Consider the following 23,431-nt stretch of genomic DNA (forward strand, 5'->3'; position numbering starts at 1 on the left):
TCTCGTAACATTGCCCGCATGTCTTCGACCGAGCTGCCCGGCGTACGGTCCACCGCCGAGCCGGCCTCCCTGGCGGGAGCCGTCCGAGTGGCCGACGGAGAGCAGCTGCGCACCGTCGCGCTGCCCGGGCTGGAACTGGCCGTCCGGGTGCGCCCGCCCGTGCGCACGGATCTGCCGCCCGCGCTGTTCGTCCACGGACTCGGCGGTTCCTCGCAGAACTGGTCGGATCTCATGACGCGGCTGGCGGACACCGTCGACGGCGAGGCCCTCGACCTGCCCGGCTTCGGCTGGTCCCCGCCGCCCGCCGACCGGGACTACTCCGTCACCGCGTTCGCCCGCGTGGTCATCCGGCACCTCGACGCCGCCGGGCGCGGACCGGTCCACCTGATCGGGAACTCCCTCGGCGGCGCCGTCTCCACCCGGGTCGCGGCCGTGCGGCCCGACCTCGTGCGCACGCTGACCCTGGTCTCGCCCGCCCTGCCCGAGCTGCGGGTGCAGCGGGCCGCCGTGCCGACCGCACTGCTCGCCGTACCCGGGATGGGCGCGATGCTGGGGCGGCTGGCGCAGGGGCTGACCGCCGAACAGCGCACCCGAGGAGTGACGGAGCTCTGCTACGGGGACCCCGCACGGGTGACACCGGAGGGCTTCCGTGACGCCGTGGAGGAGATGGAGCGGCGGATGGCCCTGCCGTACTTCTGGGAGTCCCTGAGCCGTTCCTCGCGCGGAATCGTCGACGCCTACACCCTCGGCGGGCAGCACGGGCTGTGGCGGCAGGCGCAGCGGGTGCTCGCGCCGACGCTGCTCGTCTACGGCGGCAGGGACCAGCTGGTCTCGTACCGTATGGCGCACAAGGCCGCCGCCGCCTTCCGGGGTTCGCGGCTGCTGTGTCTGCCCGAGGCCGGGCACGTGGCGATGATGGAATACCCGGAGGTGGTGGCCGCCGCCTTCCGCGAGCTGCTCCTGGACACCGAAGACGGCAGAGGCTGAGAACCGTGGGACGACATAGTCGTAAGGACCCCGCCCCTGCTCCCGCCCCTGCCCTGGCCAGACCGGCGCCGGTGTACGAGGAACCGGTGGCGTACGAGCAGCCGTTCCCGTACGAGGACCACTTCCCGTACGAGAACCCCTCGCCGTACGAGGGCACGGGCACCGTCCCGTACGAGGAACCGCACGCCCGGCGGTGGCCCCAGCCCACCGTCACCCACCAGGGGTACGTGCCCCAGGAGCGGCCCGTTCCCGGCGGCCACCCCGAGCAGCACGAGCCCGGCGGCGCCTGGGGCGCCTCGTCCGGCTCCGTGTACGGGGACTGGCGCGGTGTCCCGCGGGCCCGGAGCGCGACCGCCCTGCTCGACACCGGCACCCCGGCGTACGGCACCCCCGCCGCGGGCTTCCCGCAGGTCGACCTGACGGAGCCCGCGCCGATGCCCGTGCCGACACCGATGCCCGCGTCGGCGCCCGAACCCGCCCCGGACCCCTTCACCTCCACCGGCTCGCACCGCCGCGTGCCCGGACCGCGCAAGCCGGCCGACGCCCCGGCGGAGCAGCCCGGTTCCGGCCCCGGCCCCGGCCGCAGCCGCAAGGTCCGCGCCTACACCGGCGCGGCCGCCGTGGCCGTCACCGCCGTCGTGGCCGTCGTCGTCGCGGGCCAGGTGCTGCAGCACGGCGAGACCGCCCAGCACGGCAAGCTCACCGCCGGCGGCGAGAGCCGGGCCGACGCCCCGACCTCCCGTTCCGACGGCCGCCCGACGCCGGACGCCCCCGCGGCCGCGCCCGCGCCCGCGGTGGAGCTGACGTTCGAGCAGAAGATGGCCCAGCAGCTGTCGATCGACGAGAAGCTCGCCGGTCCCGGCACCTTCGACACCGTGCCCGGTGTGGCCAAGGCCCCCGGCAAGGGCAAAGTCGTGCGCTACCGGGTCGACGTGGAGCAGGGCCTGGGCCTGGACCCGCAGCTGTTCGCCGAGGCCGTCCACCGCACCCTCAACGACGACCGGAGCTGGGGCCACGGCGGCGCGAAGACCTTCGAGCGGGTGCCGGGCGGTGAGGCCGACTTCGTGATCACCCTGGCCAGTCCCGGGACCACCGGGACGTGGTGCGCCAAATCCGGGCTGGACACCACCGTCGACAACGTCTCCTGCGACTCGGCGTCCACCGACCGGGTGATGATCAACGCGTTCCGCTGGGCCCAGGGCTCGGCCACGTACGGCCCGGACCAGATGTTCGCCTACCGCCAGATGCTCATCAACCACGAGGTCGGCCACCGGCTCGGACACGGCCACGTGAGCTGCCGGACTCCGGGCGCGCTCGCGCCGATCATGCAGCAGCAGACCAAGTCCCTCGACATCGACGGGATCCAGTGCAAGCCCAATCCCTGGGTTTTTCCTGGGAGTTGACCGGGCTCCGGCCGAACGCGCCGGACTTCGGACCTTCCGCCGACCGCCGTACGCCGCGGCGGGGGATCTTGATGTAGGGCACCCCCTTCCTAGCGTGCTCGAACGCGAACCGTACGGGAAAGTTACGACTCTTCACCCCTTCCGGTGGCGCGACGGACAACCGTCCGCCGCGCCTTCGGTATATCCGCTTGAGTTCTTCCGCGGCGGGTCGCCGGACCGACGACGACCGCCTGGAACGGGAGATCGGGGGTGCCACTCGTGCGGATCGGACTGCTCACGGAAGGTGGTTATCCGTATGCCACGGGAGAGGCGAGGCTGTGGTGCGACCGGCTCGTGCGCGGGCTCCCGCAGCACGAGTTCGAGCTCTACGCACTGAGCCGCAGCGCCGAGCAGGAACGCACCAGGGTCCCTCTGCCCGAGCACGTCACGCGCGTCCGGACCGCCCCGCTGTGGGCCCCGGCCGACGACGGGCGGACGTACAGCCGGCGTGAGCGCCGGCGCTTCGCGGACTGCTTCCGCGATCTGGTCCACGGGATCTGCGCCGGCGAGGCACCGGCCTTCGAGGCCGGGCTCTACGGGCTCGCCGGGCTCGCCCGCGAGCAGGGCGGCCTGTACGCGGCGCTGCGCTCCGAGTCCGCGGTGCGGGCCGTGGAGTCCGCCTGCCGGGCACCGGGCGCGGGGCGCACCGTACAGGCGGCGCAGGTGCCGGACCTGCTGGAGTTCGTGGACGAACTGGAGCGCGTGCTCCGGCCGTTGTCCCTCGACTGGTACGAGGAGCCGGGCCATCTCGGCGCGGTCGACATCTGCCACGCGGCCGCGGGCGGCGTGGCGGCCCTCCCCGGGCTGCTGGCCAAACGCTTCTTCGGGGTCCCCCTGCTGGTCACCGAGTACGGCGTCCAGCTGCGGGCCCACTACCTCGACCAGAGCCAGGAGGCCCGGCCCGCCGTACGGGCCCTGCTCGCGGCCTTCCACATCCGGCTGGCCGGGGAGATCTACGCCCAGGCCGACCTCCTGACCCCCGGGAACGCGCACGCCCGGCGCTGGCAGGAGCGGTGCGGGGCGCCGCGGGACCGGCTGCGGACGGTCTATCCCGGGATGGAGGCGGACCGATTCGCCACCGTCGGGGAGGCCGTGGACTGCGGGGACCCGGAGACCCTGGTGTGGGTCGGCCGGATAGAGCCCGCCAAGGACCTCATCGCCCTGCTGCACGCCTTCGCGGAGGTCCGCAAGGCCGCGCCGCGGACCCGGCTGCGGATCTTCGCCACGGCCGTGGCTCCCGGCTACCTGGCCGACTGCCGGTCCCTGGCCGCGCAGTTGTTCCCCGACGAGGCGGCCGACGCCGTCACCGTCGGGGAGAACCCCGTCAGCTTCGAGGAGATCGGCGGACCCGAGGCGCCCTCCCCGGCCGAGGCCTACGGCGCCGGGCGCGTGGTCGTCCTGTCCTCGGTGATCGAGGGCTTCCCTATCACCCTGGCCGAGGCGATGTTCTGCGGCCGGGCCACCGTCTCCACCGACGTCGGCGCGGTCCGCGAGGTCATCGGCGGCACCGGGCTCGTCGTACCGCCGCGCAATCCGCGGGCCCTCGCCGACGCCTGCCTCTCGCTGCTCCGGGATCCCGAACGGGCGCAGCGGCTCGGGGCGGCCGCCCGGGCGCGGGCCCTGGAACTCTTCACCGTCGAGCAGAACGTGGCCGCCTTCCAGGAGATCTACCTGCGGCTGCTCGCCCGGGGATCCGCCCGGCCGGACGGGGAGATCCCCTTCGCCCGGCCCCCGGAGGCGCGCGTACCGGGGCACTGGACCAGCCCGACGTGGGCCGCGGCCCCGGCCGAAACCCAGACCTCGGAGGCCGCCGTATGACCACCGTCGACCCGCACGCCGTGGCGGGACACAGCGAGGGTGCGGCGCCGGCCGAAACCGCCGGGCGGCGAGGTGGCGGGGATCCCGTCAAGGCGCTCCTGCACCGCCACCGCGACCTGTGCGAACGGGCCGTGGACCCGCTGGAGATCGCCGCCGGGCTGGAAGCCCACGGCATCACCGACCGGACCGCCGCGCGCTTCCGCCACCGGGACGTGTTCTCGCTCGCCGAGGAGCTGTACGCCCGGACCCCGCACGCCGAGGCACCCGCCGCCGCGCTCACCCCCGCCCCGGCCGGGCCGTCGGCGCTCCGGGGTTTCGGCCTCGCGCTGCTGCCCGGGGCCGTCGCGTTCGGCGCAGCCGCCGCCGCGCCCGCCTGGGCCGGGCCGGCCTCCGTGGCCGCGGCCGTCGCCGCCCTGGTGTGGCCCGGGCGGGCCGCCGGGGGCCGCTTCCCGTACGCCGCGCACCTGCTCGCCGCCCTCGCCGTCGGCTGGGGCGCGTACCGGCACGGCGCCGCCCTCGCCGTGGGCCTCGCCCTGGCCGTCGCCCCCGCCCACCTCGCCGCCGCGGCGTTCGACGCCGCGGCCAGGGCCCGGCTCGCCGGGAGCCGCGCCCTGGAGGACTTCGCCGACCGGGCCCGGCCGCTGCTCCTCGCGGCCGTCGCCCTGTTCGCCGGGGCCGCCGCCGGAGCCGCCGCGCTCGCCGGAACACCGCTCACGTCGGCCGTGCCGCTCGCCGTACTGCTGTTCCTGACCAGGCTCCTGCTCCGGCACGGAGCCCACCGCGGACCCGTGGCCGCCGCCCTGGCGCTCACCCTGGTCCCGGTCCCCGCGGCCGCCTCCGCCGCCGCGGCGGGTCTCCTCGTACACGCCGTCCTCGCGCTGTCCCGCGCATCCGCCCATGCGCGGCCCCATCCACCCACTCGCAAGGAGAAACAGAAGATGACCGGCCAGCCAACCGAACAAGGGGCCACGCGATGAGGGTGCTGCTGATCGGAGCCAACGGATACCTCGGCCGCTACGTCGCCGACCGACTGCTCGCCGACCCCGCCGTCCAGCTCACCGCGCTCGGCCGCGGCGACGACGCCGACGTCCGTTTCGACCTCGCCACCGGCAGCCCCGGCGCGCTCACCCGCTTCCTCGACGCCGTCCACCCCGGCGTCGTCATCAACTGCGCCGGCGCCACCCGCGGCGGAGCCCGGGAGCTGACCCGGCACAACACTGTCGCCGTGGCCACCATCTGCGAGTCGCTGCGCCGCAGCGGCTGCGGGGCCCGCCTGGTCCAGCTGGGCTGCGCCGCCGAGTACGGGCCCAGCCAGCCCGGATCGTCCACTGCCGAGGACGCCGTGCCGAGACCCGGCGGACCGTACGGAGTCAGCAAACTGGCCGCCACCGAGCTGGTGCTGGGCTCCGGACTGGACGCCGTCGTGTTGCGGGTCTTCTCGCCCGTCGGCCCCGGCACCCCCGCCGGATCCCCCCTCGGCCGCCTCGCGGAGGCCATGCGCCGCGCGATGCAGTCCGGGGACGGCGAGCTCAAGCTCAGCGGGCTCGGCGTGCAGCGCGACTTCGTGGACGTACGGGACGTGGCGCGGGCCGTGCACGCCGCCTCCCTCTCGGCCGCGCAGGGCGTCGTCAACATCGGCACCGGCCGCGCGGTCCGGCTGCGCGACGCGGCCGCCGTCCTGGCCCGGGTCGCCGGTTACGGGGGCGCCCTGCACGAGCTGGACGTACCGCACGGCGGGCCGCAGCAGTCGCACGGGCACCCCGGGCGGCCGGCCGGGCTCGCCGCCATCGGGTCCCCCCGGTCCGAGGCGACGGCCGATCAGCTCGCGGCGGCGGCCCCGCCGCCGTACCCGTACCCCGACGGCTGCGGGGCCTGGCAGCAGGCCGACGTCCGTACCGCCCGCGACCGGCTCGGCTGGCGGCCCCGGATCAACCTGGAGGAATCCCTCGCGGACATCTGGATGGAGGCGGCGTGCCGTATCTGACCACCCCGCCCGGCGCCCCCGCGGCCGCCGCTACCGAGGCCGGCCGGCTCGGCCTCGGCATCCCCGGCTACGCGCACCCGCTGCTCGCGCCCGTCGAGTGGGCCGAGCTGACCCGCCCCGGCACCCCGCTCCACTGGGCCGTTCTCAATGTCACCGACGGCCCGGGCGGGCGGCCCGACCCGCACTGCACGGAGGCGGCCGCGAAGCTGCGCGGCGCGGGCGGCATGATCCTCGGTCATCTCGCGATGCGGGACGGCGAACGGTCCTTCGGCGAGCTCGTCTCCGACGCCCACCGCTTCCGCGACTGGTACGGCGTCGGCGGTTTCTACCTCGCGCAGGCCCCGGCGGGCAAGGCGGAACTCGACTCGGTGCGCCGGGTCGCGGACACCCTGCGCGGACTCGGCGAGGACGTGCGGATCGTCCTCGGGCACGGCACGCACCCGTACGAGGGCTACGTGGAGGCCGCCGACCAGCTGGTGACCTTCTCCGGAACCTGGTCGGACTACCGCTGGTCGCAGGTGGCGGAGTGGACCGCGGACCACCCGGCGGAGCGGTTCTGCCACCTCGTCCACGGGGTGCCGCGCACGCACCTGGAGGAGGCGATGCGGATCGCCCGCTGGCAGGGCGCGGGCACGATCTGGTTCACGGACCGGCGCGGTGCGCGGGACCGTGATCCGTGGGCCTCGATGCCCGCGTACTGGGACGAAATCGTCTCGCGGATCGGGACGGGTGTCTTGGAATGAAGACGGGCGTGGCAGTGTTACGGAGAGAACCACCGTTAAGACGTAACCATCTACGGAGTCCCCGTGTCGCTGCCACCCCTGGTAGAGCCAGCTGCTGAGCTCACCGTTGACGAGGTCCGTCGGTACTCCCGCCACCTGATCATCCCGGATGTCGGGATGGACGGCCAGAAGCGCCTCAAGAACGCCAAGGTGCTGGCCGTGGGCGCGGGCGGCCTCGGCTCGCCCGCACTCATGTACCTGGCCGCGGCCGGTGTCGGCACGCTCGGCATCGTGGAGTTCGACGAGGTCGACGAGTCGAACCTGCAGCGCCAGATCATCCACAGCCAGGCGGACATCGGCCGTTCCAAGGCCGAGTCGGCCCGCGACAGCGTGCTGGGCATCAACCCGTACGTGAACGTGGTCCTTCACGAAGAGCGGCTCGAAGCCGAGAACGTGATGGAGATCTTCAGCCAGTACGACCTCATCGTCGACGGCACGGACAACTTCGCGACGCGTTACCTGGTCAACGACGCCTGCGTGCTGCTGAACAAGCCGTACGTGTGGGGTTCGATCTACCGCTTCGACGGCCAGGCCTCGGTCTTCTGGTCCGAGCACGGCCCGTGCTACCGCTGCCTCTACCCGGAGCCCCCGCCGCCGGGCATGGTCCCGAGCTGCGCCGAGGGCGGCGTGCTGGGCGTGCTCTGCGCGTCCATCGGATCGATCCAGGTCACCGAGGCCATCAAGGTCCTCACGGGCGTGGGCGAGCCGCTGGTCGGCCGCCTGATGATCTACGACGCCCTGGAGATGCAGTACCGCCAGGTCAAGGTCCGCAAGGACCCCGACTGCGCGGTCTGCGGTCCGAACGCGACCGTCACCGAACTCATCGACTACGAGGCCTTCTGCGGCGTCGTGTCGGAGGAGGCCCAGGAGGCGGCCGCCGGCTCGACGATCACTCCGACGCAGCTCAAGGAGTGGATCGACGCGGACGAGAAGATCGAGATCATCGACGTCCGTGAGAAGAACGAGTACGAGATCGTCTCGATCCCCGGCGCGAAGCTGATCCCCAAGGGTGAGTTCCTGATGGGCACCGCCCTCCAGGACCTGCCGCAGGACAAGCGCATCGTCTTGCACTGCAAGACGGGTGTCCGCAGTGCGGAAGTCCTCGCGGTCCTGAAGTCCGCCGGTTTCTCGGACGCGGTCCACGTCGGCGGCGGCGTGATCGGCTGGGTCCACCAGATCGAGCCCGACAAGCCGGTCTACTAGTCACGTAGCCACGCCCCGAAGGGGCCGCACCCGCGAGGTCCGGGGTGCGGCCCCTTCGGCGTGACCGGGGTACGGGCGGCGGCCGACGGGTCAGACGGGGGCGGCCCCGGTCGGCGGCGGGGTGGGCGGGACGGCCGGGGTCGCGCTCGGGGTCGCGCCCGCGGTGCAGACGGTGCCGGCCGCGGGGGTCTTGCCCTCCAGCAGGTACGCGTTCACCGCGTCCTGCACGCACATGTCGCCGCTGTTGTACGCGCCGTGCCCCTGGCCCTTGTAGGTGAGCTCCACCCCGACGCCGGGGCCGAGCCGCTCGGCCATCTTGCGGGCGCCCTCGTACGGCGTGGCCGGGTCGCCGGTGTTGCCGATCACCAGGATCGGGGCGGCTCCCGGGGCGGAGACGTCCGGGGTCTCCCAGGCGCCCGCGACCGGCCAGTCGGTGCAGCCCATCATCGCCCAGCCGAGGAAGTTCCCGAAGACGGGCGAGGCCGAACGGAACGCCGCCAGCTTCGACTTGGTCTCTTCCAGGGTGTAACGGTCCTTGGAGTCGGCGCAGTTGATCGCGGTGTTGGCCGCGCCGATGTTGCTGTAGTGCCCTTGCTGGTCACGGCCGTTGAGCGCGTCGGACAGGGCCATGAGCAGCTGCCCCTGCCCGCCGTCCGCCTCGTCGAGCCCCTGCTCCAGCAGCGGCCACAGCTCCTTGGAGTACAGGGCCTGCGCGATGCCGTTGGTCGCCGCGCTCTCGGTCAGCATCCGGTCGCCGATGCCCGGGATGGGCTGCGCGGCGAGGTCCTTCTGGAGCTTGATGACGCCGTCCTCGATCTCCTTGGCCGTGCTGCCCGGGAGCCTGCACTCGTCGCCGCGGTCCACGCAGTCCTGCGCGAAGTTGTCGAGGGCGAGCTGGAATCCCTTCGCCTGGGCCAGCGCCCCCTCCTCGGAGTTCTTGGTCGGGTCCACGACCGCGTCGAAGACGGCCCGGCCGACGTTCTTCGGGAAGAGGTGGGCGTAGACCCCGCCGAGCTCGGTCCCGTAGGAGATCCCGAAGTAGTGCAGCTTGTCGTCGCCGAGGGCCTGGCGGATCCGGTCCATGTCGCGGGCGGCGTCGGACGTGCTGACATGGGGCAGGATCTTGGCGGAGTTCTTCTCGCAGGCCTGCTGGTATCCGCGGATGTTGTCGACGAAGGCCTTCTCCTCCTGCGGGGTGTCGGGGGAGGAGTCCTGCGCGTAGTACTCGTCCAGCTGCTGGTCGTCCTCACAGCGGACGGGGACGCTGCGGCCCACCCCGCGGGGGTCGAAACTGACCAGGTCGTAGCGGGAGCGCAGGGCCTCGTACTCCTTGGCGGCGCCGGGCAGGGTGGTGATGCCGGAGCCGCCGGGGCCGCCGAAGTTGAAGAGGAGCGACCCGATGCGGTTCTTCTGGTCGCGGGCCTTGGCGCGGATCAGGGCGATGGGGATGGTCTCGCCCTCGGGCTTCGCATAGTCGAGGGGCACATCGAGGGTGGCGCACTGCCAGTCCTTGGGCGGGACCTGGCCGCCGCCCTCCAACGGCGTGGGGGCCGGACAGTCGCCCCACTTGAGGGGCTTGGCCTGCTTGGTGCCGTCGGCCTTCGGCTCCTTCTCCTCGCTGTCGGAACAGCCGCCGGCCCCGGCCAGCACAACGGCGAGTGCGGCGGCCCCGGTAACCCGCAGAACGTTTCTCGACATGCCCCCATCCTCTGCGCCCTCCGCCACCCCCGCCCCCGCGCTGACCCATTCGGGTCGGCGCAGGCGCGGTCACGGCGCGCTGCGTCTGAACCCATTGGGGGTGGTCACGCCGACGTCGGGAGGCAGGGCGCCCACACGATCCCCAGCCATGCCGAAGGCGACCCACGTGACCTCGGAATCAATCATCTAGAGCAAGCTACCGAGATGGCCAGGTTGCCGCCGCCCAGATCTCTTGAAACTCGGCCAGGGGCACGCGGATGGCTGAGAAATCTGGCTGCGATGTGACGTCTTCAATGGTTCCGACCGGAACTTCGCTCAATCCGATCTCGGTGGATTCATGCCATTCGTCACTCTTCAGTAGGCGGCCGTCGCCATATAGATGCACCTTTCGAACCTCGTAGCCATCGTCGCCGATCTCGCTATAAATGAGGGACGGATCCTCTTCTGATTCGTGGAACCATTCCACTTTCCAATGTTCCATGAGTTAATTCTTTCCTTGGCCGACGATGCGGCCAGCAATGTTCAGTGGGCCATCATTCAATATTACGTAGACGTCTGGCCGCTCAACTGAGCGCATCACGATCAAATCGCTGACGTCTACCTCAATGTAGTGCGTAAACCTCTGCCCGCCCCACGGGACGCGGATAAATGCAGCGGAAAGCTGTGAGAGTGTTTTCGTGCCCGGGGCGATGTTGGAGAGGTATTGGCCATCTCCGAATCTGGCATCCTTGGAATTTTGAGCCTTCATTGATGCGCGAAGTTCTTCGCTTTCGAGGATTCCGCTATATCCAGCTTCGTTGGTGTAGTGGTACAGGGTGGTGACTTCTCCTTCCGGAACCCGCTCCACTCGATATTTGCATTCGTCGGCAGGCGTCAACCCGAGCGAGTCCGACCACGTGTGAGGGTTATGGACGTAGGTGGCCGGGTTGGGGGCGGGGGTGAGGCCCAGGGGGTCCGGGGAGAGGTAGCGGGCGGTTTCGGGGTCGTAGGTGCGGAAGAAGTTGTGGTGGAGGCCGGATTCGGGGTCGTAGTACTGGCCCGGGAAGCGGAGTGGGGTATAGGCGGTGGCGTCGCGGTTCCAGGTGGTGGTGCCCCAGAGGGTGGTACGGGTGCGCCACGCCGTCGTGCCGTCTTCGGCGAGGAGGTGGGTGGGGGTCCCGATCAGGTCGGTGACGATGGCGAAGAAGCGGTCGTCGACCTCGTCCTGGTCGATGCGTTCTGTCTGGGTGAGGGGGTGGAGGCCGTCGTGGGTCCAGGTCAGGGTGACGTGGCCGGTGGTCTGTTCGCAGAGGGTGGTGCCGTCCCACGTGAGGACGATTTCTTCCACTACTGTGCCGTCTTCCGACAGGCGCTGCTTGGCGGTGCGGCGGCCCAGCGGGTCGTACGTGTAGGCCCAACGGGTTCCGTCCGGGGTGGTGACCGCCGTCAGCTGGTCTTCCGCGTTCCATTCGTAGCGCCAGGTGTCCGGCTTGCGGGAGAGCCGGCTCTTCTGGCGGAGGATGACACGGCCCAGGGCGTCGTGCTCGTAGCGGATCGAGCCCGCGCGGGCGATGCGGGTTCCGGTGTATGAACGGTCACCACGGGCTTCCGAGCCGGGGTGGCGGTCCGGCCAGGAGGCGGACGTTTGATTGCCGGCGTCGTCGTAGGCGTAGCGCTCCGACCACGACGAAGCTTCCACGGCCGTGACGCGGGCGGCTACGTCGAGGGTGAAGGTGCGGGGGCCGGTGAGCGAGTCGTCGATGCCGGTCACGTAGCCGTCCGCGCGGTAACTGTAGCCCCGGCGTTGGAGGGTGCGGCCGTCCTCGCCGACCACCGACTGGGCGGTGCGTCGGCGCATGTCGTCGTACTCGTGGGTGAGGGAGAGGGACGGGCCCAGCGTGCGGGTCAGCTCTTGGCCTGCCGCGTCGCGCTCGAACGTCAGCGTGCGGCCCGCCGTGGTGAGGGCGGTGCGCCGTCCTGCCGCGTCGTACGTCCACGACGACTCCGCGCCCGTGGGGGTGGTGCGGCTGGTGCGGCGGCCGAGCGTGTCGTACCCGTAGGTGACGGTGCGGCCGTCGACCGTTTCTGAGAGCAGTCGGGCTGCCTTGTCGCGGAGCCACGTGATCCGCCCGTCTGGTGACGCCGCCGTCGCGAGGGCGTCGAAGGCGTCGTACTCGTACGTCGTCACGAGGCCGGCGGCGTCCTTGCGAAGGAGTTGACCGAGCGCGTTGTGCTCGTACGTCGTGGTTTCGCCCGCCGCGTTGGTGCGTGAGCTGAGGCGGCCGGCACGGTCGTAGCCGTAGGTCAGCGTGCGGTCGTCGAAGTCCGTCTCGGCGGCGAGGCGGCCGGCCGGGTCGTAGGTGTAGGTCCAGGTCAGACCCTGGGGGTTGGTGACTTCGGTGAGGCGCAGCTCGGTGTCGTGGTCGAAGGAGTAGCGGACGCCGTCCGGCCCGGTGCGGGCGGTGAGGAGGTCGAAGTCTCCGTACTCGGAGACCGTGGTGGCGCCGAGGGCGTCGGTGTGGGTGGTGCAGTTGCCCTCGCCGTCGTACGTCCAGGACTCCGTGGTGCCGTCCGGATTTTCCCGCCGGAGGAGGCGGCCTTCGACGCTCCAGGTCAGGCGGGTGGTGTGCCCGAGGGGGTCGGTGACGCCGGTCGGGCGGCCGAAGGCGTCGCGGGTGTACCGGGTCGTCGCGCCCAGCGGGTCGGTCACTTCGAGGAGCAGGCCCGCCGGGTCGCAGCGGACGGTCGTCACCGCGCCCAGCGCGTCCGTGACCGAGGTGAGGTGGCCACGGGAGTCGTAGGCGAAGCGGTTCGTGGTACCGGCCGGGGACGTCGCGGAGGTGCGGTTGCCACGGGTGTCGTACGTCGTGCGGGTCACCCGGCCGTCTGGCTGGATCACCTTCAGAGGCAGGCCCAGCGCGTCGTACTCCGCGAGTACCTCGCGGCCGTCGGGGCGGACGATGGTGGTGAGCCGGCCCTGCTCGTCGTAGGTGAAGCGGGTGGTGTGGCCGAGCGGGTCGGTGCGGGTGAGCAGGCGGTTGTAGGCGTCGTGCGTGAACTGGGTGGTGGCGCCCGTGGGGTCGATCTCCGCGGTGATCTGGGCGCGGTCGTTGACCAGGAACTGGGTGTGGTGGCCCAGGGAGTCGATGAGGGTGGTGCGGCCCGGTTCGTAGGTGAAGCGGACGTTGAGGTGGCCGTTGGTGCCGGACTGGGAGATGCAGCGGTGCTGGTCGTCGTAGACGTAGTCGAAGTGGCGGTCGTTGGTGTCGGTCCAGGAGGTGATCCGGCCCAGTTCGTCGTAGCCGAAACGGAGCGGCAGGCCGGAGGAGTTGGTGACGTGGGTGAGGTGGCCGTCCGTGTAGCCGTAGCGCAGGATCTGCGTGCCGTCGGTGAGGGAGAGGCCGGTTATTCGGCCGTCCGACGAGGTGAGGCGGAGCTCGTAGCCGCCGCTGTGGGACAGGGCCGTCGGGGTGCCGGACTCGTCGTACGTGAAGGCGATCCAGGCGCCGTTGCGGTCGTCGAGCTGGGTGAGGAGGCCCTCGTCCGAGAAGTGGCGGACGTGGCCGGACTCGGGGTCGGTGACCGTGTAGCCGCCGTCGGCGTCGAGGATGAGCGGCCAGCGTTGCCCGTGGGTCGGGAGTGCGGGGCGCCCGGGCTCGGCGGGGTGTGGGTAGGCGAGCAGGCTGCCGTCCTCGCGGACGAGGATGACGCCTTCCTCGTCGATCTCCAGGCGCTGGTCGACCGTGGACGCCCAGGTGGGGCCGAACCAGCGGCCGGAGCGGTACGAGGACTCGAACGTACGGCTGAACATCAGCGGCAATGAGCCGGGGAGTACGAGGTCCGTCTGCGGGAGGATCATCCGGCCCGTCGCCATGTCGACCGGGTCTTCAAGGCAGGTCAGGTCGTTCTTCTTGTTCCGCGCCGCGGCTTCCTGTTCAGCCTTCTGAGCCGCCCGTGTCGCCTCCTTCCGGGCTGCGCTTTGTGCCGCGTCCTCTGTCAGCCGTGCGCCCGCCCGGGTGCCTCCCAGGCCCTTGGTACCGAACAGGAGGTCAGGGAGGAGCCGACCTCCGAATTCGCTGCCGTCCTCCTTGAAAGCGTCGATCATCGGGCCGGGTATCCGCTCCGGGTGGGAGGCGGTGGAGACGAGACCGGCCAGGGTCATGTTGAGGTGCTGCTCGTACTCGGCCGGGTGCGTCAGGTTGTACGGGTCGTTGGGGTGGAGGCCGCGGGCGAAGCTCAGGATGCCCGCGGTGCCCTTGACCGCGCCGCCCATGACATGGGTGAGCTCGACCGCCTGTGATTGCTGGTAGTCGAGGATTCCGGCCTTCGCCCGGTCCGCCGCGGACGGTTCGGCCGGGGCGTGGGCCAGCCCGGCCTCAAGGGCCTTCTGGACGGCTGCGGCGGTCTCGTCGCGCTGTCTGCGCGCCTCGTTCAGGATCTCGTGGGCCCTGCTGCGGGCCGCCTCACCCGGGTCGGCGCCCTGCACCGGCTTCGGCCCCGGATCCTTGCCGGCCCTCACCGCCGCGTCGTGCGCGCCGGCCTGCTCGGCGTAAGCCTTTCGGGCGTCGTCCGAGGCCTTGACCGCCGCCTTGTACAGGTCGATGGCCTGCTGCGCCTGCTTCTGCGCCCACTCCACGGTCTCCGCGTACCGTTCGAGTACCACGCCCGCGGCCTCACAGGCGTCCGCGGCGTGCAGCCAGTCGGTCGGGTGCATCGCGAACTTCTCGCGGAACGCGTCGGCGGCTTGGCCCTTCCAGTGGCCGGAGTCCAGTGCCTTCATGCCCTGGCCGACCCGGTCGAAGGCGGCGTGGAAGTCCGTGAAGTGCTTGGCCGACTCTCGGATCGCGGACGGCGAGCCGTGGACGAGTTCGTTGGCCTGCTCACTCTGCCCGAGCTGCTGCTCGGCGACCGAAGCACCGCGGTCGGATGCGTAGTTGTCGCCCCAGTCCTCGACCTTGTCGGCCAGGTCGTGCGCACCGGCGTAGTCCAGGCCCGCCCCGATCCCGTCGGTGAACCTGTCGACGCCGTGACCGATGGCCTTCCCGGCCGAATCGACGGCGTCATCGATCTTCCCGAGGCCCTTGCCGAGCGCCTCGCCCCAGCCCGCCATCAGTGCTCAGCCCCCGGCTGCTGCTTCTCGGGCGCGGGGCCGACCATGTCGTCCACGGCCCCGTCCATCTCGTCCCGCAGACCGGTGGCGTCGATGAGCTGGTTGCCCAGCAGGATGTCCGAGCTGTTTACGTCCCGCACCGCACTCTTCCAGGCTTCCTTGCTGTTCTGTGAGGCCCGGTCGTGGGACTCCTGGCTGTAGTCCGCGTCCCTGAACTGCGTATACGGGTTGTCGGAGAACACCTCGCCCCAGTCCTTGGCGATGACGTCCTTCTCCGACGCGTACGGGTTGCCCATTCCCGCGTTCGTCAGGACCTTGAAACTGCCCTGGACGTACTGGTCCTGCTCGTGCATCACACCGGCCGAAAGGCCCACGTTCGACGCGAACGTGTTCGCCTGCTGCACCAGGGTGCGCACCCCCCACCCCCAGCGCTCGCAGAACTTCCCCAGCGTGGACGTCAGGCCCTCGTGCCCGGTCTCCATCCCCGACAGCCCGAGGCCGGTGAAGCCTCCACCAACGGCGGCCGAGCCCACCGACCCGAGTTCTTTCAACTCGGCCAGGCTGTCCGTGATGCCCTTTGCGATCTGCCCCAATGCCTGCTTGGAGACATCGAGGTCCGCCCCGTCGCCGCTCACGCCGCCGCCACCTCACCGTCGAGCGCCGCCCCATCGGGCACGAACCCCCGCAACGGCGGAAACACGATCCCCTCCGGCCCCGCCGCGTCCAGCGCGATCCCGCACGGGAAGTCCAGCGCCGGCACCAACTCGTCCAGCAACCGCGCCCCGGCCACCAGCCGGTACTCCCACTCCCGCGCCGCCTCACCCCGCGCCTCGGCGAACCGGGCCAGAGCCTCCTCGCCGGAGAACGCACAGATCCAGTCCAGGCCGCCGAGTCGGGTAGTCCACAGGCCGCCCCGCTCGTCCAGCGGCACCAGCACCAGTCGGCCACGGAAGTCCGCCAGCCGCTCCCGTACCGCCTCGCGAGTCAACGCGACTGGATCGGGGACGGGTTCGTACACCCGTCCCGCGGCCTCGTCCCGTAGCGCTCGCCACTCCTCGTCGAACACCACTCCGACACCCCCCACACCGTTTGCAATTGAACGCAATTGTGTGAGGTGTTCGAGTAGGGGCCAACTTTGCACCTTGTCTCGCGCATAGATTGAGACAGGCGTACGGATCGGTAGCCCGACTACGGCTGGGTCAGGGACGGCCCTGCCGCCAGGCCGCGGTTTCATCGGGGCACGCGCGTCGCGAGGGCTCACCCGTCGCGCCGACCGCGCGGTGGAGTTCGATGAGTCCGGCGCCGACGGGTCCAGTCACGTCCACTTGTTGGAGACGCCGGAGCGACCGACCTCCGCCTCCCGCGCCCCGAGCAGGTGTGTGGGGGCGGCCGGGCAGCCGGGCGGGCGCAGCAGGCTTCCGGAGATGCCCCTGAGCCGGGCGGAGGCTAGATGGCTTCCTTGCGGGTCAGGAAGTTGAACGAGATCCAGCCCGGCAGCACCGGGAGCCAGAACGTCATCAGGCGGAACAGCAGCACCGCCGAGATGGCGACCTCCTTCTCCAGCCCCGCCGCGATCAGACCCAGCGTCAGCGTGGTCTCCACCGCGCCGATGCCGCCCGGCGTCGGCGCCGCCGATCCCAGCGCGTTGCCCGCCAGGAACACCACCGCGATGCTCGCGTAGCTGATGGCCTGGCCGCCGCCGAACGCGCGGATCGACGCGTCCAGGCACATCACGAAGCAGCCCGTCAGCAGCAGCATCCCGCCGATGCCCGTCATCAGCTTCTGCGGCCGCTGGAGCACGTCCAGCATGCGCGGCACGACGCCCGCGAACAGCGCCCGTACCCGCGTCGCCACGAACTTCCGCATGAACGGGACCGCCGTCACCACCAGCACCAGCACCGCCACCGTCAGCAGACCCGCGATGACCGTCCGGGACGGGGTCATCTCCGGAGTCTTCTCGGTCCCGGTCAGGTAGCCGAACGACAGCAGCAGCAGGATGTGGCTGGCCAGCCCGAACAACTGCGAGGCGCCCACGCTCGCGACCGCGAGCCCCGGCCGGATCCCCGCTCGTTGGAGGAACCGCGTGTTCAGCGCGACACCGCCCACCGCCGCCGGAGCCACCAGCTTCACGAAGGACCCGGCCACCTGCGCGAGCACGGTCCGCAGGAACGGCACCCGCTCGGGCACGAAGCCCAGCAGGCTCATCGCCGCCGCGAAGTAGCTCAGCGCCGAGAACGCCAGCGCCGCCCCGACCCAGCCCCACTGCGCCTGGCCGACGATGGTCGCGAAGTCCACGTGCGCGAGCTGGGTCAGCAGGAAGTACGCGCCGAACGCGCCCGCGATGAACGACACCAGCGTGCGCGGCCGGATCCGCTCCAGCCGGGCCGGCTCAACCGGCGCCTGCGGGCGGATCAGCAGCACCTGCTGGCGGATCTGGCTGAGCAGGTCCTCCTCGCGGGCCCCGTCCAGGGCATCGTCCAGCGCCTTCTTCTCCGCCTTCCGGTCGGCGGCCGGGCTGCTCTCGGCGCCCGCCTCGCGCGCCGCCTTCGCCGCCCGCGAGGACTCCAGTACGGCCTCGCGCTGCCGCTGCGCCCGCTCCCGGGCCAGCCTGCGCAGCGTCGCCCGCGTCGAACGGCTCAGCGCGATCGGCTGGAGCAGCGGCAGGCAGTCCGCCACCGCGTCCGGGCCGAGCACCGACACCGCCGAGGACACCGCCCGCTCCGCGCCGACCCGCAGGCCGAGCGTGGTCAGCAGCTGCGCGATGTCCATCCGGAGCACCAGATCGCCCGCGGCGATCTCGCCGCCCCGCAGGTCGGTGAGGATGACACTGCCGGAACGATCCACCACGAGGGCGTCCCCGGTCAGCCGCCGGTGCGCGATCCGCCGCGACTGCAGGGCCCGTACCTGCTCCCACGCGTTGAGGCACAGCTCGTCGGTGATCTCCTCGTCGGAGAGGGAGTCCAGGCTCCGGCCGCCCAGGTGCTCGTACACGAGCATCACGGCGTCCGGCCCGAGTTCGGAGGTGGCGATCAGCTTCGGCGCGTTCGCTCCGGCCGCGATGGCGGCGTACGCGAGGAGCGCCTCCTGCTCCAGTGCCTGGCGCAGCGACTGGAGGCTGCGCCCGGTGGTGATGCCGCGCAGCGTGAGCCTGCGCCAGACCCGGTAGAAGAACCCGTGGGCCTGCTGCTCCCGGTCCACCACGGTGACGTCGAGCGGCGGGCCGTCCTCCAGGGTGACGTGGTAGCGCCGCCCCCGGTCGTTCACCTCGGGGGCCTCGGGGCCGTCGGGCGTCTCCGCGCGCATCGCGCTGACCGGCTGGAAACCGACCCGGCGCAGTCCGGCGAGGAGGTGCTGCCCGGTGGGGCGCACGTTGGGCGAGCCGACGGCGTACAGGGTCCCGTACGCGACGCTCCAGCCGATCAGCACGGTCAGGATGATCGAGAAGGGTGTGGTGTAGCCGCTGACCAGCATCGTGAACGCGTCGAGCAGCAGGACCACCCACAGCGCGACGCGCCAGTGCGGCCGCCGGGTCATCCCCACGGCCGTCATGTACGCGATCACGGGCGCGAGGTAGCCGTGCACCGGATCGGTGAGCGCCCCGTCGGCGCCGGCGGGGCGGGTGAGGGCTTCCTGGATGGTGCCGGGGGCGGCCTGGGACACCCACAGGTCGGTGGCGAGGGTGACCCCGTGCGCGAGGACGGCGGCGAGCACGCCGTCGGCGATGCGCAGCCCGTCGCGCTTGATGAGCCGCTCGATGGCGAAGGCGACGGGCAGCAGGAGCACGGCGATGCTGGACACCAGCGCGGCGACCTTGACCAGCAGGTCCGGTGCCTGGCCGGTGCCCTTGTTGATGTCCTCCTCCAGGCCGACGGTGGTGCCGTGGGCGAAGGCGGCGATGGCGAGGACGACGGCGATGCCGAGGATGCCGACGAGGAGGCGTACGAGGTCGGACGGGCGGTGCACGCGGGCGGCGAGCAGCGGTTCGTCGACCTCGACCCGGTCGGCGGCCGTGGGGGTGTGCCCGTGCGGGCCCTCGGTTCCGGCCGCGCCGGTGCCGGTGCCGTCGGTGCCGTCGGTGCCGTTGCCGTCGTCGCCGGCACCGCCGCTCGGGGTCCCGGGGCTCCGGTGGTCCGGGCGCGCGTCGTCGTCCGGCGCCGCGCTGTCCGGAGGGCTCACACCCTGCTCCTTCGTCGTCACATCCGTCTCTTCTTGATCACGTATCACCAGTCACCGCCCGGAAGATGGTGGCACGGACCGACGTGCGAGCGGGGCAGCAGGGTGCGCGCCGGTGCGGAAGCACACCTTCCGTCGCCGGACGCCCGACGTGCTGCACCATGGGCCGGATGAGCGACGAACTGCCCGTGTACGCGGAGCGCGTGCTGGAGCTGGCCGAGCGTATTCCGCCCGGCCGGGTGATGACGTACGGGGACGTGGCCGAGTGGCTCGACGAGGGAGGGCCGCGCCAGGTCGGGCGCGTCATGGCCCTGTACGGAGGTGCCGTGCCCTGGTGGCGCGTGGTGCGGGCGGACGGCGTACCGCTCCCCGGCAGTGAGCGGCGCGCCCTGGAGCACTACCGGGCCGAGGCCACGCCGCTGCGCCTGACGGCGGCCGGCGATCCGCGGCTGGACATGCGACGGGCGCGCTGGGACGGAGACGGCGGCGGGGACGGGGACCGCGACGAGGCTCACACCTGACAGCTTCGGCCATGCGCGGCCCGCGCGGGCGGTCGGGCGTCCGCCCGAAGGCCCGTCCGGGGGACGGAGACGAACTGCGCGGCGTCCGCCGGTTGCCGTAGCGTTGCCTCTTCGGCTCCGGCCGATGCCGTCCCGGCGGCACCCGAAAACCGCGCACCACCCGAAGACCCACCAGGACCGGCAGCTCACGTGATCACCTCCTCCTCCGACCGCACCGAACGGCGGCGTACGCGGACCCCTGACGCGTACCGCCTGGTGCGCACCGGGCCGGAACGGGTGGATCCCCCTGTCCTGGACGCAGCGCAGCACGCGGTGGTTGACCATACGGCCGGACCACTGCTGGTCCTCGCCGGGCCGGGCACCGGGAAGACGACCACGCTGGTCGAGGCCGTCGCCGCCCGGGTCGAGGCGGGCACGGATCCCGCCCGCATCCTCATTCTCACCTTCAGCCGCAAGGCGGCCGTGGAACTGCGCGACCGGGCCGCCTTGCGGCTGGGCGGCGCGCGCGCTCCGCAGGCGACCACCTTCCACTCCTTCTGCTACGGCCTCGTCCGTGCCCACCAGGACACCGACCTCTTCGCCGACCCGCTGCGCCTGCTGTCGGGCCCGGAGCAGGACGTGATGGTCCGCACCCTGCTGGAGGGCCAGCGCCGGATCCGCTCCATCCGCTGGCCGGACGACCTGCGGGCCGCGCTGACCACGCGCGGGTTCGCGGACGAGGTCCGCGCGGTCCTGGCCCGCGCCCGCGAACTGGGCCTGGGGCCGGAGGCGCTGTCCGATTTCGCCGGGCGGATCGGCCGCCCGGACTGGAAGGCGGCCGCGGCCTTCCTCTCCGAGTACCTGGACGTCCTGGACATGCAGGGCACCCTGGACTACGCGGAACTCCTCCACCGTGCCGTCCTCCTGGCGGAGCGCACCCCGTCCCTCTCTTCCGCCTACGACGTGATCTACGTGGACGAGTACCAGGACACGGACGCCTCGCAGCTGCGGCTGCTGCGGGCGCTGACCGGAACCGGCGGCACGCTGATCGCCTTCGGCGACCCGGACCAGTCGATCTACGCCTTCCGCGGCGCCGACATCAACAACATCCTCGACTTCGAGTCGTCCTTCCCCGGCGCGCGGGTGCGGGCCCTGACCGTCGCCCGCCGCTCGGGCGCGGGCCTCCTGGCGGCGACCCGGCTCCTCACCACCCGCATGCCGCTGCCCCGCCTGCCCGCGGCCGCGGTCCGCGCACACCGCGAACTCGCGGCCGCGCGGGAGGGCGGCGGGGCGGAGGTGTACACGTACCCCACGGCCGGGGCCGAGCTCGACAACATCGCCGACATCCTGCGCCGGGCCCACCTGGAGGACGGCGTGCCCTGGCAGGACATGGCCGTCCTGGTCCGCGCGGGCGGCCGTACGCTCCCGGCGATGCGCCGCGCCCTGATCACGGCGGGAGTCCCGGTCGAGACGGACGGCGCGGACACCCCCCTGCGCCACGAACCGGCCGTCTCCCCCCTCCTCACGGCCCTGCGCGCCACGGCCACCTTCGCGGCGGGCCTCCCCGCCGGCTCCGCGCCGGCGGACGCGTCGGACCCGGACCCGGCGGCGCCCGCCCCGGTGGACCCGCAGGCGGGGCCCGCGGCCGACCCGGCGGCGCCGGAGTCCGGCGCACCCGTGGCCCCGGCCGACGGCCTTGCGCCCGCGGCTCCCGCCGCGTCGGCCGCCGACTCCGCCCCGGCGGACGACCAGGCGGACGACCCGGCCGCCCCGGCGGTCGCGGGCGCCGACGGGCCCGACGCGGGATGGATCGGCGTAGAGGCCGCCCTCGCCCTGCTCGCCTCCCCGCTCGGCGGGATGGACGCCGCCGACCTGCGCCGCCTCGGCCGCGCCCTGCGCGACGAGGAGCGCGCCGCCGGCGTCAAGGTGCCCGCGCCCTCCGACGTCCTGCTCGCCCGCGCCCTCGCCGAGCCGGAACGGCTCACCGCCCACGACCCGGCCTACGCCCGCGGCGCGCAGCGCCTCGGCCCGCTCCTGCGCAAGGCCCGCGAACTCCTCCAGGGCGGCGGCACCGCCGAAGAGGCCCTGTGGACCCTCTGGGACGGCACCCCCTGGCCCCAGCGCCTGGAGCGCTCCGCCCGCCGCGGCGGCATGGCCGGCCGCAACGCCGACCGCGACCTCGACGCCGTCTGCGCCCTCTTCGACACCGCCGCCCGCGCCGAGGACCGCACCGGCGGCCGCGGAGCCCTCAACTTCCTCGAACAGCTGGAGGCGGAGGACATCGCCGCCGACACGTTGACGACCCGCGCCACCCGGCCCGACGCGGTCCGCCTCATGACCGCCCACCGCTCCAAGGGCCTGGAGTGGTCCCTCGTCGTCGTCGCGGGCGTCCAGGAGGGCCTGTGGCCCGACCTGCGCCGCCGCGGCTCCCTCCTGGAGGCCGACCGGATCGGCCGCGACGGCCTCGCCGAGCCCCTCACCCCCGGCGCACTCCTGGCCGAGGAGCGGCGGCTCTTCTACGTCGCCGCCACCCGCGCCCGCGACCGCCTCGTCGTCACCGCCGTCAAGGCCCCCGCCGACGACGGCGACCAGCCCTCCCGTTTCCTCACCGAGCTCGGCGTCACCCCGAAGGACGTCACCGGCCGCCCCCGCCGCCCCCTCGCCGTCCCGGCCCTGGTCGCCGAGCTGCGCGCCACCACCGTCGACCCGGACGCCTCGCCCGCCCTGCGCGACGCGGCCGCCCGCCGCCTCGCCCGCCTCGCCGCGCTCACCGACGACGAGGACCGCCCGCTGGTCCCCGCCGCGCACCCGCAGCGCTGGTGGGGCCTGTACGAGCCCACCCGCAGCAGCGTCCCGCTGCGCGACCGGGACCGGCCCGTGGCCCTCTCCGGCAGCGCCCTGGACCAGCTCGCCAACACCTGCTCGCTCCAGTGGTTCCTCGGCCGCGAGGTCAAGGCCGACGCCCCCTCCACGGCCGCCCAGGGCTTCGGCAACGTCGTCCACGTCCTCGCCGACGAGGTCGCCTCCGGCCGCACCCCCGCCGACCTGGCCGTCCTCATGGAACGCCTCGACTCCGTCTGGGACGCCCTCGCCTTCGACGCGCCCTGGAAATCGGCCCAGGAGAAGGAGAACGCCCGAGCCGCCCTGGAACGCTTCCTGCGCTGGCACACCACCGACCGCGGGGGCCGGGCGGCGGTGGCCACCGAGCACGAATTCGACGTCACGCTCGAAGCGGGCGAGTACGCCGTCCGGATCCGCGGCTCCATGGACCGGGTCGAAGCGGACCCGCAGGGGCGCGCCTACGTCGTCGACTTCAAGACCGGCAAGTCGGCGCCCACCAAGGCCGAGGTCGAGCGCCACCCCCAGCTCGCCGTCTACCAGCTCGCGGTGCGCGAAGGCGCCGTCGACGAGGTCTTCGACGGCCTGCGCCCCGCACAGGGCGGCGCCGAGCTCGTCCAGCTGCGCCAGCCCGCGCCCAAGAAGGAGGGCGGCGACGCGGTCCCGAAGATCCAGGCCCAGCAGCCCCTGCCGGGCGGCTCCTCCGGCGAGTGGGTCGGCGACCTGCTCGCCACCGCCGCGGGCCGGGTCCTGGACGAACGCTTCGCGCCCGCCGTCGGCAAGCACTGCGACCACTGCTCCTTCCGCAGCTCGTGCAGCGCCCGGCCCGAGGGCCGCCAGACCGTGGAGTGACCGAGTGACCGAGTGACCGAGTGACCGAGTGGCCGAGTGACCCGGGCGACCGCGCAGAGCGTCCG

The 23,431-nt window shown here is 72.5% G+C and carries 15 protein-coding genes; 9 read left to right on the forward strand and 6 right to left on the reverse strand.

All coding sequences use genetic code 11. From position 1 onward, the window contains the following. Positions 1-18 precede the first annotated feature (18 nt). The 7 genes from OG737_RS20125 to moeZ all read left to right on the forward strand — a co-directional run bounded on the left by OG737_RS20125 (position 19) and on the right by moeZ (position 8,216). Complete coding sequence (locus OG737_RS20125; protein ID WP_405678639.1) at positions 19-987, forward strand: alpha/beta fold hydrolase; 969 nt, start codon at positions 19-21, stop codon at positions 985-987. A gap of 5 nt (positions 988-992) precedes the next feature. After that, on the forward strand, positions 993-2,390 hold the full coding sequence (locus OG737_RS20130) for a DUF3152 domain-containing protein (protein WP_405678637.1): 1,398 nt from the start codon (positions 993-995) through the stop codon (positions 2,388-2,390). Between the two features lie 258 nt (positions 2,391-2,648). Further along, the gene (gene pelF, locus OG737_RS20135) at positions 2,649-4,247 is read left to right on the forward strand and encodes a GT4 family glycosyltransferase PelF (protein ID WP_405678635.1); all 1,599 of its coding nucleotides are present in this window, start codon (positions 2,649-2,651) and stop codon (positions 4,245-4,247) included. Beyond that, positions 4,244-5,224, forward strand: coding sequence for a hypothetical protein (locus OG737_RS20140; RefSeq protein WP_405678632.1), 981 nt, complete (start codon positions 4,244-4,246; stop codon positions 5,222-5,224). Before pelF ends, OG737_RS20140 begins: the two co-directional genes overlap by 4 nt. Next, complete coding sequence (locus tag OG737_RS20145) at positions 5,221-6,231, forward strand: NAD-dependent epimerase/dehydratase (protein ID WP_328927516.1); 1,011 nt, start codon at positions 5,221-5,223, stop codon at positions 6,229-6,231. The genes OG737_RS20140 and OG737_RS20145 overlap by 4 nt, the downstream gene beginning before the upstream one ends. Further along, the gene (locus OG737_RS20150) at positions 6,219-6,974 is read left to right on the forward strand and encodes a spherulation-specific family 4 protein (protein WP_328927517.1); all 756 of its coding nucleotides are present in this window, start codon (positions 6,219-6,221) and stop codon (positions 6,972-6,974) included. Before OG737_RS20145 ends, OG737_RS20150 begins: the two co-directional genes overlap by 13 nt. Before the next feature lie 63 nt (positions 6,975-7,037). Next, complete coding sequence (gene moeZ / locus OG737_RS20155) at positions 7,038-8,216, forward strand: adenylyltransferase/sulfurtransferase MoeZ (protein WP_328927518.1); 1,179 nt, start codon at positions 7,038-7,040, stop codon at positions 8,214-8,216. Positions 8,217-8,306: 90 nt separating this feature from the next. Here the strand turns inward: moeZ and OG737_RS20160 are convergent, their stop codons facing one another. The 6 genes from OG737_RS20160 to OG737_RS20185 all read right to left on the reverse strand — a co-directional run bounded on the left by OG737_RS20160 (position 8,307) and on the right by OG737_RS20185 (position 19,227). Further along, positions 8,307-9,914: an alpha/beta hydrolase gene (locus tag OG737_RS20160; protein WP_328927519.1), complete on the reverse strand. Its 1,608-nt coding sequence runs from the start codon at positions 9,912-9,914 to the stop codon at positions 8,307-8,309. A 196-nt stretch (positions 9,915-10,110) separates the two neighbouring features. Further along, a complete protein-coding gene (locus OG737_RS20165; protein WP_405921830.1) occupies positions 10,111-10,395 on the reverse strand; it encodes a DUF6881 domain-containing protein in 285 nt (94 codons plus the stop codon). A gap of 3 nt (positions 10,396-10,398) precedes the next feature. Then, positions 10,399-15,003 (reverse strand): putative T7SS-secreted protein, encoded by a 4,605-nt coding sequence (locus OG737_RS20170; RefSeq protein WP_405921831.1) that lies wholly within the window; start codon positions 15,001-15,003, stop codon positions 10,399-10,401. Beyond that, positions 15,003-15,638 carry a hypothetical protein gene (locus tag OG737_RS20175; protein ID WP_405921832.1) on the reverse strand — a complete coding sequence of 212 codons (636 nt, stop codon included), beginning with the start codon at positions 15,636-15,638 and terminating at the stop codon, positions 15,003-15,005. The genes OG737_RS20170 and OG737_RS20175 overlap by 1 nt, the downstream gene beginning before the upstream one ends. Beyond that, complete coding sequence (locus OG737_RS20180; protein WP_405921833.1) at positions 15,635-16,087, reverse strand: SseB family protein; 453 nt, start codon at positions 16,085-16,087, stop codon at positions 15,635-15,637. Before OG737_RS20180 ends, OG737_RS20175 begins: the two co-directional genes overlap by 4 nt. A gap of 362 nt (positions 16,088-16,449) precedes the next feature. Continuing rightward, the gene (locus OG737_RS20185) at positions 16,450-19,227 is read right to left on the reverse strand and encodes a YbhN family protein (protein WP_405921834.1); all 2,778 of its coding nucleotides are present in this window, start codon (positions 19,225-19,227) and stop codon (positions 16,450-16,452) included. A 110-nt stretch (positions 19,228-19,337) separates the two neighbouring features. Here OG737_RS20185 and OG737_RS20190 point away from each other — a divergent pair, with 110 nt between their 5' ends. Both OG737_RS20190 and OG737_RS20195 read left to right on the forward strand, forming a co-directional pair. After that, positions 19,338-19,697: an MGMT family protein gene (locus OG737_RS20190; RefSeq protein ID WP_328927521.1), complete on the forward strand. Its 360-nt coding sequence runs from the start codon at positions 19,338-19,340 to the stop codon at positions 19,695-19,697. Positions 19,698-19,886: 189 nt separating this feature from the next. Further along, the gene (locus OG737_RS20195; protein ID WP_405678628.1) at positions 19,887-23,366 is read left to right on the forward strand and encodes an ATP-dependent helicase; all 3,480 of its coding nucleotides are present in this window, start codon (positions 19,887-19,889) and stop codon (positions 23,364-23,366) included. Positions 23,367-23,431 lie beyond the last annotated feature (65 nt).

It is taken from the genome of Streptomyces sp. NBC_00122 (genome assembly GCF_045160845.1).
Lineage (GTDB): Bacteria > Actinomycetota > Actinomycetes > Streptomycetales > Streptomycetaceae > Streptomyces.

Coding starts and splice junctions, on each gene's coding strand:
- OG737_RS20140 (WP_405678632.1), top strand. CDS start 4,244: ATGACCACCGTCGACCCGCACGCCGTGGCGGGACACAGCGAGGGTGCG.
- OG737_RS20125 (WP_405678639.1), top strand. CDS start 19: ATGTCTTCGACCGAGCTGCCCGGCGTACGGTCCACCGCCGAGCCGGCC.
- OG737_RS20190 (WP_328927521.1), top strand. CDS start 19,338: ATGGGCCGGATGAGCGACGAACTGCCCGTGTACGCGGAGCGCGTGCTG.
- OG737_RS20145 (WP_328927516.1), top strand. CDS start 5,221: ATGAGGGTGCTGCTGATCGGAGCCAACGGATACCTCGGCCGCTACGTC.
- OG737_RS20165 (WP_405921830.1), bottom strand. CDS start 10,395: ATGGAACATTGGAAAGTGGAATGGTTCCACGAATCAGAAGAGGATCCG.
- OG737_RS20160 (WP_328927519.1), bottom strand. CDS start 9,914: ATGTCGAGAAACGTTCTGCGGGTTACCGGGGCCGCCGCACTCGCCGTT.
- OG737_RS20170 (WP_405921831.1), bottom strand. CDS start 15,003: ATGGCGGGCTGGGGCGAGGCGCTCGGCAAGGGCCTCGGGAAGATCGAT.